Raw genomic sequence first — 12,928 nt, 5'->3', positions numbered from 1 at the left:
CCTCGTCGGTGTGTGGAACACCTGGCTGACGCGCACTCTGGACATCGACCTGCCGATCCTCGGCGCCCCGATGGGTGGCCGCGCCGGGGGTGAGCTCGCGGGACAGGTGACGGCCGCCGGCGGGCTGGGCATGATCGGCGCCGCCCGCTACGCCACGCCCGAGTGGATCGACGAGCAGTTGCGGGTCATCCGGGCCGCCGCCGGCGCGGATGCGCCGCTCGCCTTCGGCCTGCAGACCTGGTCGCTCGCCGAGAGCCCGGAACTGCTCGACTCGGTGCTCGCTGCGCGGCCGAAGCTGGTGTCGCTGTCGTTCGGCGACCCCGCCCCGTTCGTGCAGCGGGTCAAGGACGCCGGCGCCGTGGTGATCTCGCAGATCAACTCCATCGAGGACCTGCACGAGGTCGAGGCCGCAGGGGTGGACGCCGTGGTCGCGCAGGGCGGCGAGGCGGGCGGACACACGGGACGGATCGCGACGCTGCCGCTCCTGCAGGAGGTGCTGCGTGCGACCGAGCTGCCCGTGCTCGCGGCGGGCGGCATCGGTACCGGCGCCGGTCTCGCGGCGGTTCTCGCCGCCGGTGCGCAGGGCGCGCTGATCGGCACCGCCCTGCTCGCGTCGCCGGAGACCGTCGGGCCCGACTACGCGATCCCGGCGCTGCTCAAGGCGCGGAGCGCCGACACCGTCTACACCGACGTCTTCGACAAGGCGCGCCACCAGCCCTGGCCCACACGATGGTTCGGGCGCGCGCTCACCAATGACTTCACCGACCGCTGGCACGACGGCGACGGTGCCGAGGCGTCTTCCGGCACGGAGGAGGCGGTGAGCGCCGCCTATGACGGTGGCCTGCCCGAGGTCGGCGTCGTCTATGCGGGGCAAGCCGCGGGGCTCGTCGATGAGGTCCGCCCCGCCCGCGAGGTGGTCACCTCCATCGCCGCCGACGCCGAGGCCCGGCTGCGGGCGGCCGCCGGCCTGCTCGGCTGACTTCGGCCCTCGGCCGGTCAGAAGGCCGTCCCGAGCACCAGTGCGAGACCGGCGACGATCGCCATCGACACGGCCGCCCGTTTCGCCCACGCCAGGAATCCCGGGCCCGCGCCTCGGTGCGCGCAGACCGAGGCGCCGATGAGGCAGATCAGGCAGGCCGCCGGCACGCCGAACCCGAGCAGGATCGCGGCGCCCTCCATGTTGAGCGGATCGCCGGACGGGTTCGCGTACAGGCTGGAGAGCATCAGCACGTAGCCGGCCGCCCACACGAAGGGCATCTCGATCAGGATCACGGCCAACCAGGCGACGATGATCGCCGCCGTGCTGTGCGAGCCGTCCGGTCCGGACACGCCCTGCTCGGCGCGAGGCTGTTCGTCCTGACGAGATGCGAGGTGCGCCATTGACCCAGTGTCGCCCCGTGCCGCGACGATGGCATCGGTGGAACTACTCAGATCCGACGGCGTCCGCCGGTGCGCACGTCGCGCGGATCCCGTTCCGGACGTGGGATCCGGGCCCGGTGTCGGTGGTGGCGGGTAGTTTCGTCTGCGTGAACGTCGACGCCGCCATCGCAGCCAGGACCGCTTCGCCCGCCGGAAGGGTGATCGGCTGATGGCGGGCCTCGTCGCACCGAAGATCTCGCCGCTGCGGCTCGGCGACCTCGAGGACGGGAACAGCGATGAGCTGATGCCGGGCGACACCGAGGACCGTCGCCGTTTCGCCGGACCCACCGTGAAGGGACGCGATCTCAGCGGAATCACCTTCAGCGAGTGCGAGCTGGCGGGCTGGGAGGTCCGGGACGCGGTCTTCACCGAATCGGCGTTCCTCGAGACGCGGATCACCGCGCTGTTCGCCACGGGTTTCCGGGCGTCGCGCTCGACCTTCCGTCAGGTCGAGGTCGATGATGCCCGGATCGGCGCCGTGGAGCTCATGGACTCCAAGCTGCGTTCCGTGGTCTTCACCGACGTCCGGCTCGGCTTCGTGAACCTGCGCGGCGCCGGGCTCACCGACGTGATCTTCCGGGGCTGCATGCTCGACGGCATCGACGCCGGCGACGCGACCCTGAACCGGGTGTCCTTCGAGGACTGCACCGCCGGCGAGATCGACGTGACGCGGGCGAAGCTGCAGCACGTCGACCTGCGCGGCCTGCAGGTCGAGCGGATCCGCGGGCTCGAGGGCATCGCGGGCGCCACCATGTCGCACCTGCAGGCGGTCGGCCTGGCGGAGGTCTTCGCCGCCCATCTGGGCATCACCATCACGGACTGACGACCTCCCGGACGGGCGAGGCGAGCGCCACCCCGATGATGATGCTCACGACCACGACGGCGAATCCGAGGAACGGCCACAGGGGTGTGCTGCGGCGCCGGGCGAGCGCCGCGCCGTACCCGACACTCGCGGTGGCAGCACCGAGCGCCGAACCGATCCACAACGTGATCATCGCCGCCACGGCATGCCCCTCGGAACTGCAGTCCTCGTAGGCGCAGGGGTCGGACGCCATGGCGAATCCCAGCGGCAGGAACAACGCTGTGAGCGCGGTGAACGCCAGGAAGGCGACGAGCAGGAGTCCACCGGAGACCGCGTCGACGAGGCGGGCCCGGGAGTTCGGGGCGGCGGGGGCGGCGCGTTCCGGCGCGGTCATAGCGCGAACGCTGCATTCGCCATGCCGGCGGTGACGACGGTGCAGAGCACCACGAGGCCGATGCCGACGAGCGGCCAGTAGAACCAGTACCGCCCACGGCGGGCCTGCACGACGCTGCCGACGAAGGTGCCGACGATGATCGCTGCTATGCCTCCCCACTGCAAGTAGATCGCCCGCCCGGCCGCCTCCGCCGCGGCGCACGGGGCGTCGACCGGGCAGCCGTCGGCCGCCATCGCGTAGAATCCGGCGAACATCGCCGCGATGTACGCGATGCCCAGCAGAAGGATCCACAGCACGGCGCCTGCGGCGACGTCCGCCGCCGCGGACCGCTGCGTCCGCGGAGCGGGCTCAGTCGTGATCAGGGTGGGGAGGGCAATCGGATCGCTCATGGGAATGAGCATCGCGCGATGCCGCCCGCACGGAATCCGTGGAACTACTCAGGTCCCGTCCGTGATCTCCCTGATTCTCTCCGCGAGGGGACCCGGGCGGGGGCGGTAGGTTCGAGGGGTGACCGTCGATGCCGTTCTCGCCCCCAGCACCCTGCCCTTCGCCCTGCCGGACTTCGCCGCGTTCGCGGACGCGGATTACGAGGCCGCGTTCGCCGAGGGCTTCGCCCGGCACCGTCGGGACATCGCGGCGATCGCCGAGAATCCCGAGCCCGCCACGTTCGCGAACACCGTCGAGGCGATGGAGCGCGCGGGGCAGGACCTGGGTCGCGTCGCCGCGGTGTTCTTCTCGCTGACGTCCACCGACCGCACCGACGCGCTGGAGGCGGCACAGGCAGCGATCTCCCCACGGTGGTCGGCGCACTTCGACGCGATCCTCATGGACGCCGCGCTGTTCGCCCGCATCGCCGAGCTCCACACTCGGCGAGCGGCTCTCGGCCTCGACGCCGAGCAGCAGCGCCTCCTGGAGCGCTACCACCTGCGATTCACCCGCGCCGGCGCAGGACTGGACGCCGCGGCGCAGGACCGCCTGAAGGAGATCAACACCGAGCTCGCCGAGCTCACGACCGAGTTCTCCCGCCGCACCCTCGCCGAGACCAATGCGTCCGCGGTGCCCTTCGCGACGGAGGCCGAGCTCGACGGGCTGGAGGCCGACACCGTCGCCGCCGCCCGAACCGCGGCCGAGGACGCGGGGCGCGGGGGATACCTTCTGGCGCTGGGCTACCCGCTGAACCAGCCCAACGTCGCCCGGCTGACGAACCGCGAGTCGAGGCGGAAGGTCTACGAGGCGTCGTCCGGGCGGAACACGCGTGGCGGCGAGAACGACACCCGCGAGCTGATCGCCCGCGTCGCCGGCCTGCGCGCCGAGCGGGCCGCGCTGTTCGGCTACCCGCATCACGCGGCCTACCAGATCGCCGACCAGACGGCAGGCACCGCGGAGGCCGCCCTCGGGATGCTGCGGGACCTCGCAGTCCCGGCAGCGCGGAACGCCGCCGCCGAGCGCGCCGAGCTGGAGGAACTGGCCGGCCATCCGATCGAGGCCTGGGACTGGCCCTTCTACGCCCGCCTCGCCGAGCAACGTGCGCAGGCCGGGGACGGCCCCGACGACGGGCCCCGGCTCAGCGACTTCCTGGCGCTGGACGCGGTGATCGAGAAGGGCGTGTTCGAGGCCGCCTCCCGGATGTACGGGCTCGTCTTCACCGAGCGCACAGACCTCGCCCTGCACCATCCGGACGCGCGGGCGTGGCAGGTTTCGGGGCCCGACGGTGCGCCGCTCGGCCTGTTCATCGGGGACTACTTCGCGCGGCCGAGCAAGCGCGGCGGGGCGTGGATGACGAGTTTCGTCGACCAGTCCGGTCTGCTGGACGCGCAGCCCGTGATCATCAACGTGTGCAACTTCGTTCGCCCGCCCGCGGGTCGTCCCGCGCTGCTCAGCCGGGACGAGGTGACCACCGTCTTCCACGAGTTCGGGCACGCGCTGCACGGTCTGCTCTCGGACGTGACCTACCCGTACTTCTCGGGCACGAGCGTCCCGCGCGACTTCGTGGAGTTCCCGTCCCAGTTCAACGAGATGTTCGCCGCCTGGCCGACGATCCTCGACGGCTACGCCCGGCACCACGAGACGGGCGAGGTACTGCCCGAAGGACTGCGACGCTCGGTCCTCGAGCCCGGCACGCGCGGTGAGGGTTTCGGCACCGTCGAGTACCTGGCGGCCGCGGTGATCGACCTGGCCTGGCACACGATCGAGCCGGGCACCGTCGTCGCCGACGTCGAGGCCTTCGAGGCGGCTGCCCTCGCCGACGCCGGGCTCGATGTGGCAGGCGTGCCGCCGCGCTACCGCGGGCCGTTCTTCAACCACATCTTCTCGGGCGGGTACAGCGCCGGGTACTACAGCTACATCTGGTCGGAGGTGCTCGACGCCGACGCCTCGGCCTGGTTCACCGCGCACGACGGCCCGACGCGGGAGAACGGCGAGAAGCTCCGTGCGGCTGTGCTATCCCGCGGCGGGAGTGTCGATGCTTCGCAGGCCTACCGTGACTTCCGGGGTGCCGACCCCGACATCACTCCGCTGCTCGAGCGCCGCGGCCTGACGGCGTAGTGATCCGGGACGCCGCGCTCGGGGCACCGCGGGCGTGGTTCCGCGCACCGTCGTTCGACGGCCCGCCGCCCTACTGACGTACTGAGAAGATCGACCGCAACGGCGCGCCATCACCCTCGAGATCGCCGTCGGCGATCGCCTCGTCCACGCTGACGGTCCCGGTGGACAGGCCGACGACGGTGTCGGGCGACGCGGTCAGGACCGTGCTTGGTCGCTCCGCCGGGACGAAGGCGGATGGCCCCGCCTCGTCGACGCGCACCACCATGAGGAAGCCCTCGACCTCGATTCCGGCCTCCACGGCAGGGGAGGCGGTGCGACCGCGCAGCAGGGCGGGGACGGCGAGCGTGAGCCAGCGGGGTTGGAAGGCGTCGTCTCCACGGCCCGAGGCGAGCAGGGAGATGCCCCACCGCCCGAGTGCCTCCATCGGCTCGCGGAGCTCGGCACCCCACGGCGTGAGTCTATAGACCACACCGGCACCGTCGAGGTGGCGTTCGACGATCCCGTTCGCTTCGAGGCTGCGCAGGCGATCCGCCAAGAGGTTCGTCGCGATCCCGGCGAGCGAGGTCTTCAGCTCGCCGTACCGCATCGCCCCGGGCAGCAGCTCGCGGACGATCAGGAGGGTCCATCGGTCGCCGATCACGTCCAGTGAGCGCGCGAGTGCGCAGAACTGACCGTACGAGCGGGCCGACACCGGAGGATTGACTTTTTCAACCATGCTTGATTGTATCAAGTCAATTCGCAGGATGGCGCGACCGAGGAGCGATTCGCATGGACATGACCATCAGCTGGCTCGCAGTACTCGCGGCGACCGTCGTCGGGTTCGTGATCGCCTTCGTCTGGTACAGCGACTGGGGTCTCGTGGGCGGAACGTGGCGCAAGCTGACCGGCGTCACGAAAGAGATCTCGGCCGGCGCGGGCAAGGGTCCGATGGTGATCTTCGTCGCCTCGCTGGTCTTGACGGCGATCGGCCTGGCGGCGGCGGACTCGCTCGCGGCCGGCTTCTTCGACTGCGATTCCCCGTGGCTCGGTGTCGCAGTCGGGTCAGCGGCGTGGGCGTGCTTCTCGTTGTCGACGCTGGCGCAGCACAACGGTTTCGAGATGAAGCCCACGCGACTGACCGTGATCAACTGCGCGTATCAGCTGGTCCTGTTCGTGGGCATGGGCCTGGCCGTCGGGCTGCTCCGGTAGTCGCTCGAGACCGTCGTCGAGGGCGCGTCAGTCCGCCAGTCGCCGCAGGATGTCGAGCTCGCACCCGGGTTCGGACGGGTCGTAGCCGTGCTCGATGAGCCAGCGTGAGACCAACAGGCAGCGCATGGACCACCATCCCCGCACGATGTCGCGATCGACCTCACCGCCGTAGCCGGTGAGCACGTCCTCCAGGCGATCGGGATGACCGAGAGTCATGGTCGCGAGGTCGTACGCGGGATCGCCCTGTGCGGCCTCGGACCAGTCGATGATGCCGGTCACGGCGCCGTCGGCGACGAAGACGTGCTCCACCTGGAGATCGCCGTGGATGAACGCCGGCTTCCAGGGGCGCAGAACGGATCGCGCGCTCTCGCGGTTCTGTGTGATGACCCGCTGGGGGAGCTCGCTGTGCTCAAGGAGCCACGCGCACTCGGCGTCGAGTTCTCGGCCGAGTCGCGCGGCCGACGGCCCGTGCCACGGTGGAAGCGGCGCATCGTGGAGAGCCCGGATCGCGGTTCCGGCGGCGATCCACGCCGACCTGGGAGCGGAATCCGGTCCGTCGAGCGAGCCGAGTGCCGTGCCGCGAACGGCTTTCACCGCAAGGACGGGTGGTTCGTGCCAGAGCACGTCCGGGGTGGGCACGGGCGCGAGCCGCATCGCGTCGATCTCTCGGCGCGCGTGCGTCGGATCGCCGTCGACTTTCAGGAAGGTGTCACCGACGCGCAGCGTCGCGCGCGAGCTGTGAGCGACGACCACGTCGACGGTGTCCACCTCGCGATCGTCGCGCACTCACCTGCTCGCGCGCCACGTGTTTGCGCGGCGTCAGGAGACGATCACACCGCGCGGGTCGGTGTGGCTGTCCCGGTCGGCGACGGCGCGACGGACGTCCCGCGCGCGGAAGTCCAGGCCGTCGTGGTCGCTCGTCAGCCAGACGAGGAAGACGATGAAAGTGATCAATGCCAGCACGCTGAGCATCTCGACCTCCTAGGTTCGAAGAGTCTCGATTGATAGTGATGATCCATCAAACTATCACCGGGACTCCGGTCGAACGAGGTGACGCTCAGCACGTCAGCGGCGGAAACGCAGCGTGACCAGCTGAAAGGGACTCAGAGTGAGGCGGACGTCACCGGCGGGCTCGGGAGCGTCGGCAGGGCGTTCCAGCAGGTCGGTGCGGACGGCAGACTCGTGGGGGAAGTCGGCGCGCACGGTCGCGGACGCGCGAGTGCCGCGGGACTCGTAGAGGCGCACGACCACGTCGCCGCTGTCGTCCTCCGCGAGCTTGACCGCCTCGACGATCACGCCCGGGTGGTCGACAGCGACCAGCGGGGAGACGGCCGCCGCGCCGGGGACGCTGCGCGGCGCGAGGTTCCGGCGGTAGCCCTCCTCGACGGCGTCGCCGATCGTCGCGCCCGGCCGCACCGAGACCGCGAGGCGGTGCCGGCCCTGGTCGGTCTCGGGATCGGGGTAGCGGGGCGCGCGGAGCAGCGAGAGCCGCACGACGGTGCCGGATGCGGCCGCGGTTGCGGTGCCGGAGGCGGCCTGGGTTGCGGTGCCGGGCGTCGCGCCGTCGGAATCGATGGGACGCCGCGTGATGTCGTGACCGTAGGTGGAGTCGTTCGCGACGGCGACGCCGTAATCGGGCTCGCCCACGTGCACCCAGCGGTGCGCGCAGATCTCGAACTTCGCGGCGTCCCACGACGTGTTGGCGTGCGTGGGCCGGAAGACGTGGCCGAACTGGGTCTCCGCGGCGCTGCGCTCGGCGTGGACGTCGAACGGGAAGGCCAGTTTGAGCAGCTTCTGCCGCTCGTGCCAGTCGATGTCGTTCTCGATGTCGAGGGCCGGGGAATCTGCTCGCAGGGAGATCCGCTGCGTGATCGTCGAGTCCCCGAAGGCGCGGCGCACCACGACGGCGTCGCGCTCGGCCGTCACCGCCTCCGCGTCGACGAGGTCCGTCACGTCGCGGCGGTAGAACGAGTCGATGTCCCACGCCTCCCAGTGGTTCGGGATGTCGCGGTGCAGTTGGAGCAGGTTACCGGGCGCCGCCATCGCCTCCCGGCCGGTCGCGGCGTCGACCAACGAGACGAGCAGGCCGCGGGCGTCGATCAGGGCGGAGACCACGCCGTTGTCCAGCCGGAAGCCCGATCCCTCGGGTGCCGGTGGGACGGACTCGGGCGCGTCGACCACCGCCGCGCCCAAGGCGGGTACCCCGTCGCGGGCGTGCGGTGCGGCGTTGAACACCAGTCGGCGCTCGCCGGCATCCGCGACCCGCTGCGTCCGGGAGTCGCTGCCCGCCAGCGCCTCCAGGGCCGCCGCGATGATCCGTTCGAGCCGCCGCGCCACCGCGGCGTAGTTCCGTTCCGCGTCCTGGTGCACCCAGGCGATGGAGCTGCCGGGCAGGATGTCGTGGAACTGCTGGAGCAGCACCAGGTGCCAGATCTCCTCGAACTCCTCCAGCGGGTACGCGAATCCGGTGCGGACGGCGGCGGTCGCCGCCCACAGCTCGGCCTCGCGCAGGAGGTGTTCGCTGCGCCGATTGCCCTGCTTCGTGTTGGCCTGCGACGTGTAGGTGCCGCGGTGGAACTCGAGGTACAGCTCGCCCACCCAGCGCGGCGGGTGCGGCAGCTCCGCGGCGGCGGCGTCGAAGAACTCCGCGGGCGAGGAGATCTCGACCGCGGGGGATCCCTCCAGCGACGCCGTGCGGGCGGCCGCGGCGAGCATCTCCCGGGTGGGGCCGCCGCCACCGTCGCCCCAGCCGAACGGGACGAGCGAGCGGGTGCCCGTGCCCTGCTCGCGGTAGTTCTTCTGCGCCCGAGCGAGATCCGCGCCGGACAGGTCCGAGTTGTACTTGTCGACGGGCGGGAAGTGTGTGAACAGCGCGGTGCCGTCGATGCCCTCCCACAGGAACGTCGAGTGCGGCATCCGGTTCGTCTGGTTCCACGAGAGCTTCTGCGTGAGGAAGTACTGCGAGCCCGCGGCGGCGACGATCTGCGGCATCGCCGCGGAGTAGCCGAAGGAGTCGGGCAGCCACGCCTCGGGAGTGTCGATCCCGAACTCGTGCAGGAAGAACCGCTTGCCCGCGACGAACTGCCGGGCCATCGCCTCGCCGCCGGGCATGTTGGTGTCGGCCTCGACCCACATGCCGCCCACCGGGATGAACTGCCCGGCCGCCACCTTGTCCTTGATCCGACCGAAGAGCTCGGGGTAGCGATCGCGCACCCACGCGAACTGCTGCGCGGAGGAGCAGGCGAAGCGGAACGAGGGATCGCGGTCCATGAGGTCCACGACGTTCGCGAAGGTTCGCGCGCACTTGCGGGCCGTCTCGCGGACCGGCCACAGCCACGCGGAATCGATGTGCGCGTGACCGACCGCCGTGATCCGGTGCGCCGACCCGTACGCCGGCGAGGCGAGCGCGGGCGCCAGCGCCGCCCTGCCCGCCGCCGCGGTGCCCGCGACGTCGTGCGGGTCCACCACGTCCAGCATCCGTTCCAGGGCGCGCAGCACCTCGTGCCGCCGGGGCAGGTCGAAGGGCAGCTCGTGCATGAGCCCGTTCAGCGTCCAGACGTCCTGCTGCAGATCCCACACCGTCAGGTCCCGCAGCGCGAGGTCGATCGTGCCGAGCCGGTACAGCGGACCGTCGCCGGCGGTCTCCCGGTCGCCCAGGTGGGTGGGGGAGACGAAGTCGCCGCCCAGGTCGGGATTGGCGGCCGCCTCGATGTACAGGTCCACGGGCTCGCCGGGCTCCAGCGGGACGTAGGCGTTGAAGGGCGAGATCCCCTTCACGACGGTGCCGTCCGCGCGGTACACGAGGCCCTCGGCGTTGAAGCCGGGGCCGCCGGTGAAGCCGAGCTCGACGCGGAGCTCGAGCGCGCCGTCGACGTCCGACCACTCCGACGGCGGCGCTCCGGTCACGTGCAGCCACAGCGTGGACCAGGGGGCGCCCCACGGGGTGCCGGGCGTGATCGCCGTGTACTCCTGGGCCACCGCCTCCGCGAAGGGCACCGGCTCGCCCGGCGCCGGCCACGCGGTCACCGTGACCGGGGCCGAGTGCGAATACACCGCCCCGTTCAGGAACTCCCGCGTGAACCTGTCGAGCCGCTCTTCGGTCAGCCGCCGGTCGTCGTGCATGACTGCACGTTACGGCCTCAGGGCGTGTGATGTGCGGGGAGGAACGCGGACGCGTCGTGCCCCGACTCCTCGGCCCGGATCACGTGCACCACCGCGTTGATCAGCGCCAGGTGAGTGAAGGCCTGGGGGAAGTTCCCGAGGTGCTTGCCCGACTTCGGGTCGATCTCCTCCGCGTACAGCTTCAGCGGCGACGAGTACGCGAGAAGCCGTTCGCACAGCGCCCGGGCGCGGGTGACCTCGCCGATCTCCACCAGCGCCGAGACCAGCCAGAACGAGCAGATCGTGAACGTGCCCTCCTCGCCGTGCAGGCCGTCGTCGGTCTCCTCGACGCGGTAGCGCAGCACGAGCCCGTCCTCGGTGAGCTCGTCGGCGATGGCGAGCACCGTCGCCTTCACCCGCGGGTCGTCGGACGGGAGGAACCGCAGCAGCGGCACCAGCAGCAGGGAGGCGTCGAGCGCGGGGGCGCCGTAGCGCTGGGTGAACACGCCGCGCGAATCCACGCCGTGCTCGAGGATGTCGGCCTTGATGACCTCGGCCTTCTCCGCCCACTCGCGGGCGTAGTCGTCCTCGCCGTGCATCGCCGCGAGCTTGGCCCCGCGGTCCAGCGCGACCCAGCACATGACCTTGGAACTGGTGAAGTGCTGCGGCTCGCCGCGCACCTCCCAGATGCCGCGGTCGGGCTCGCGCCAGTGCTTGAGCGCCTCCTCGACCTGCTCCTTGAGCACCGGCCACAGCGTCTCGGGGATCCGCTCGGAGGACTTGGTGTTCAGGTACACCGAGTCCAGCATCGTGCCCCAGATGTCGTGCTGGCGTTGGTCGAACGCCCCGTTGCCGATCCGGACGGGCCGCGCACCGTCGTACCCCGAGAGGTGCCCGAGCTCCTCCTCGAGGAGAGTGCGCTCCCCGCCGACCCCGTACATGACCTGCAGCGGGTGACGCTCGCCGTTGTTGGCACCGGAGACATCGGCGATGAAGGAGAAGAAGTCCTCGGCCTCGCGGTCGAGGCCCAGCGTGTACAGGCCCCAGAGCGCGAACGTGGAGTCGCGCACCCAGGCGTAGCGGTAGTCCCAGTTGCGGACGCCGCCCGGCGTCTCCGGGAGCGAGGTGGTCGACGCAGCCAGCAGCGCGCCAGTGGGGGAGTACGTCAGGCCCTTCAGGGTGAGCGCCGAACGCTGCAGGTAGGTGCGCCACGGGTGGTCGGGGAACTGGCCGCGGTTGATCCACTGCCGCCAGGACTCCGCGGTCGCCCACATCTTCTGCGTCGCCTCGGGGTAGGTCTGCGGCACGGGATGCTTGCTCCAGGACAGGGCGACGAAGACCTCATCGCCCTCCTTGAGGCGGGTGTGCGCCCGGGCCTCCCGGCCCTCCAGCCCCAGCCGCATGTTCGTCGTGAGCTTGAGCTCCGGGTTCTTCCCGAAGTCCGTGCGGGCCCGCGCGACGGCCTCGCCGTAGCCGTCCGCCGAGTAGGTCCACTCGGCGCCGGCCCGGTGGTAGTCGAAGGCCGGCTCGCAGTTGAGCTGCAGCTCGACGGTGCCGGACACGCACCGGGCCGTGCGGAGCAGGATGTGCTCGGCGTCCCAGTCCGTCGGGGTCCGACGGTGCGTCCGGGACCGGGTGCTCGTGTCGTGCCAGGGACCCATCACGAGGGCGTCGCGCACGATCAGCCAGCCGGTGGAGGTCTGCCACGTGGTCTCCAACATGAGGCTGCCGGGCAGGTAGCGCCGGTCGACGGGGACCTTCACGCCGTACGGCCCGAGCCGGAAGGAGCCGGCGCCGCGGTCGAGGATCGCGCCGAAGACGCTGGGGGAGTCGGGGCGGGGGATGCACATCCATTCGACGCTGCCGTCGCGCGCGATCAGGCAGGTGTTCTCGCAGTCCGAGAGGAAGGCGTAGTCGTGGATGGGCGGGAAGACCGCATCGCCGATCGACGGGGCGTCGGTCACGAGCGCATCGAGACCGAGCACATCGGGGCCGGGTGCGTCGGTGGTGGGGCCGTCGTTCTTCGCTGCCATGCACACCATGATGAGGCACGGTGGCGGGTTCGCGCACGGCGGTCGCTAGGCTGGTCGGGTGCATGCGATCGCGCAGTGGTGGGACTCGGTGGAGCTGTGGCTCACCGGACTGCCCTACGTACTGCAGGTCAGCCTCGTGATGGTTGTACTCGCAGTGATCGCAATGCTGGTGGTGCGCGTCCTCAGCGCCCTCATCGATCGCGTCGCCGACGCGCTCGACGCCCGCCTCGAGCGGTCAGGTCGCGCGGACATCGCAGGTCAGCGTGCCGGAGAAGGGAATGACGAGAGTGTCTGAGACAGGCGGCGGATGGCGGGCGCTCGTGCCCAAGTCGAAGGTGACCCTCGCGTTGATCGCGCTGCTGGTGCTCCTCGTCGTCGCGTGGGCCCTGCTGCGCTGACGGCTCTCCGTAGGATTCTCGCCTGACCTTGTCCCGAGGAGAACGGCGA

The 12,928-nt window shown here is 70.9% G+C and carries 13 protein-coding genes; 5 read left to right on the top strand and 8 right to left on the bottom strand.

The genetic code is table 11. The annotated features are described in order from the left end of the window. Positions 1–10: 10 nt before the first annotated feature. Entirely contained in the window at positions 11–979 is a 969-nt protein-coding gene (locus tag WFK95_RS18505; protein ID WP_336671518.1) for an NAD(P)H-dependent flavin oxidoreductase, read from the top strand. A gap of 17 nt (positions 980–996) precedes the next feature. Here the strand turns inward: WFK95_RS18505 and WFK95_RS18500 are convergent, their stop codons facing one another. Beyond that, positions 997–1,380: a hypothetical protein gene (locus WFK95_RS18500; RefSeq protein ID WP_336671517.1), complete on the bottom strand. Its 384-nt coding sequence runs from the start codon at positions 1,378–1,380 to the stop codon at positions 997–999. A 208-nt stretch (positions 1,381–1,588) separates the two neighbouring features. Here WFK95_RS18500 and WFK95_RS18495 point away from each other — a divergent pair, with 208 nt between their 5' ends. Next, the gene (locus tag WFK95_RS18495) at positions 1,589–2,242 is read left to right on the top strand and encodes a pentapeptide repeat-containing protein (RefSeq protein WP_336671516.1); all 654 of its coding nucleotides are present in this window, start codon (positions 1,589–1,591) and stop codon (positions 2,240–2,242) included. Here WFK95_RS18495 and WFK95_RS18490 read toward each other — a convergent pair. Beyond that, a complete protein-coding gene (locus tag WFK95_RS18490) occupies positions 2,232–2,615 on the bottom strand; it encodes a hypothetical protein (RefSeq protein WP_336671515.1) in 384 nt (127 codons plus the stop codon). The two genes, WFK95_RS18495 and WFK95_RS18490, sit on opposite strands and share 11 nt — an antisense overlap. Continuing rightward, a complete protein-coding gene (locus tag WFK95_RS18485; RefSeq protein WP_224646456.1) occupies positions 2,612–3,004 on the bottom strand; it encodes a hypothetical protein in 393 nt (130 codons plus the stop codon). The genes WFK95_RS18490 and WFK95_RS18485 overlap by 4 nt, the downstream gene beginning before the upstream one ends. A gap of 118 nt (positions 3,005–3,122) precedes the next feature. Here WFK95_RS18485 and WFK95_RS18480 point away from each other — a divergent pair, with 118 nt between their 5' ends. After that, positions 3,123–5,159 (top strand): M3 family metallopeptidase, encoded by a 2,037-nt coding sequence (locus tag WFK95_RS18480; RefSeq protein WP_336671514.1) that lies wholly within the window; start codon positions 3,123–3,125, stop codon positions 5,157–5,159. Positions 5,160–5,229: 70 nt separating this feature from the next. Here WFK95_RS18480 and WFK95_RS18475 read toward each other — a convergent pair whose 3' ends face one another. After that, entirely contained in the window at positions 5,230–5,874 is a 645-nt protein-coding gene (locus tag WFK95_RS18475; RefSeq protein ID WP_336671513.1) for a winged helix-turn-helix transcriptional regulator, read from the bottom strand. Positions 5,875–5,927: 53 nt separating this feature from the next. Here WFK95_RS18475 and WFK95_RS18470 point away from each other — a divergent pair, with 53 nt between their 5' ends. After that, complete coding sequence (locus tag WFK95_RS18470) at positions 5,928–6,347, top strand: DUF1761 domain-containing protein (protein WP_336671512.1); 420 nt, start codon at positions 5,928–5,930, stop codon at positions 6,345–6,347. Between the two features lie 27 nt (positions 6,348–6,374). Here the strand turns inward: WFK95_RS18470 and WFK95_RS18465 are convergent, their stop codons facing one another. The 4 genes from WFK95_RS18465 to WFK95_RS18450 all read right to left on the bottom strand — a co-directional run bounded on the left by WFK95_RS18465 (position 6,375) and on the right by WFK95_RS18450 (position 12,490). Continuing rightward, positions 6,375–7,133, bottom strand: a complete 759-nt coding sequence (locus WFK95_RS18465; RefSeq protein ID WP_224646464.1) for a phosphotransferase family protein — start codon at positions 7,131–7,133, stop codon at positions 6,375–6,377. A gap of 33 nt (positions 7,134–7,166) precedes the next feature. After that, a complete protein-coding gene (locus WFK95_RS18460; RefSeq protein ID WP_224646465.1) occupies positions 7,167–7,319 on the bottom strand; it encodes a hypothetical protein in 153 nt (50 codons plus the stop codon). Positions 7,320–7,412: 93 nt separating this feature from the next. After that, positions 7,413–10,469: an alpha-mannosidase gene (locus tag WFK95_RS18455; RefSeq protein ID WP_224646466.1), complete on the bottom strand. Its 3,057-nt coding sequence runs from the start codon at positions 10,467–10,469 to the stop codon at positions 7,413–7,415. A 17-nt stretch (positions 10,470–10,486) separates the two neighbouring features. Next, entirely contained in the window at positions 10,487–12,490 is a 2,004-nt protein-coding gene (locus tag WFK95_RS18450) for a glycoside hydrolase family 15 protein (RefSeq protein WP_374201297.1), read from the bottom strand. A gap of 49 nt (positions 12,491–12,539) precedes the next feature. Here WFK95_RS18450 and WFK95_RS18445 point away from each other — a divergent pair, with 49 nt between their 5' ends. Further along, positions 12,540–12,776, top strand: coding sequence for a hypothetical protein (locus tag WFK95_RS18445; protein ID WP_224646468.1), 237 nt, complete (start codon positions 12,540–12,542; stop codon positions 12,774–12,776). Positions 12,777–12,928 lie beyond the last annotated feature (152 nt).

It is taken from the genome of Tsukamurella sp. USMM236, from assembly GCF_037148755.1.
In the GTDB taxonomy this organism is placed as follows: domain Bacteria; phylum Actinomycetota; class Actinomycetes; order Mycobacteriales; family Mycobacteriaceae; genus Tsukamurella.
Note: the sequence above shows the minus strand (reverse complement) of the source record. Positions and strands in the feature narration are given on the sequence as shown.

Coding starts and splice junctions, on each gene's coding strand:
- WFK95_RS18500 (WP_336671517.1), bottom strand. CDS start 1,380: ATGGCGCACCTCGCATCTCGTCAGGACGAACAGCCTCGCGCCGAGCAG.
- WFK95_RS18495 (WP_336671516.1), top strand. CDS start 1,589: ATGGCGGGCCTCGTCGCACCGAAGATCTCGCCGCTGCGGCTCGGCGAC.
- WFK95_RS18490 (WP_336671515.1), bottom strand. CDS start 2,615: ATGACCGCGCCGGAACGCGCCGCCCCCGCCGCCCCGAACTCCCGGGCC.
- WFK95_RS18485 (WP_224646456.1), bottom strand. CDS start 3,004: ATGAGCGATCCGATTGCCCTCCCCACCCTGATCACGACTGAGCCCGCT.
- WFK95_RS18475 (WP_336671513.1), bottom strand. CDS start 5,874: ATGGTTGAAAAAGTCAATCCTCCGGTGTCGGCCCGCTCGTACGGTCAG.
- WFK95_RS18470 (WP_336671512.1), top strand. CDS start 5,928: ATGGACATGACCATCAGCTGGCTCGCAGTACTCGCGGCGACCGTCGTC.
- WFK95_RS18460 (WP_224646465.1), bottom strand. CDS start 7,319: ATGCTCAGCGTGCTGGCATTGATCACTTTCATCGTCTTCCTCGTCTGG.
- WFK95_RS18455 (WP_224646466.1), bottom strand. CDS start 10,469: ATGCACGACGACCGGCGGCTGACCGAAGAGCGGCTCGACAGGTTCACG.
- WFK95_RS18450 (WP_374201297.1), bottom strand. CDS start 12,490: ATGGTGTGCATGGCAGCGAAGAACGACGGCCCCACCACCGACGCACCC.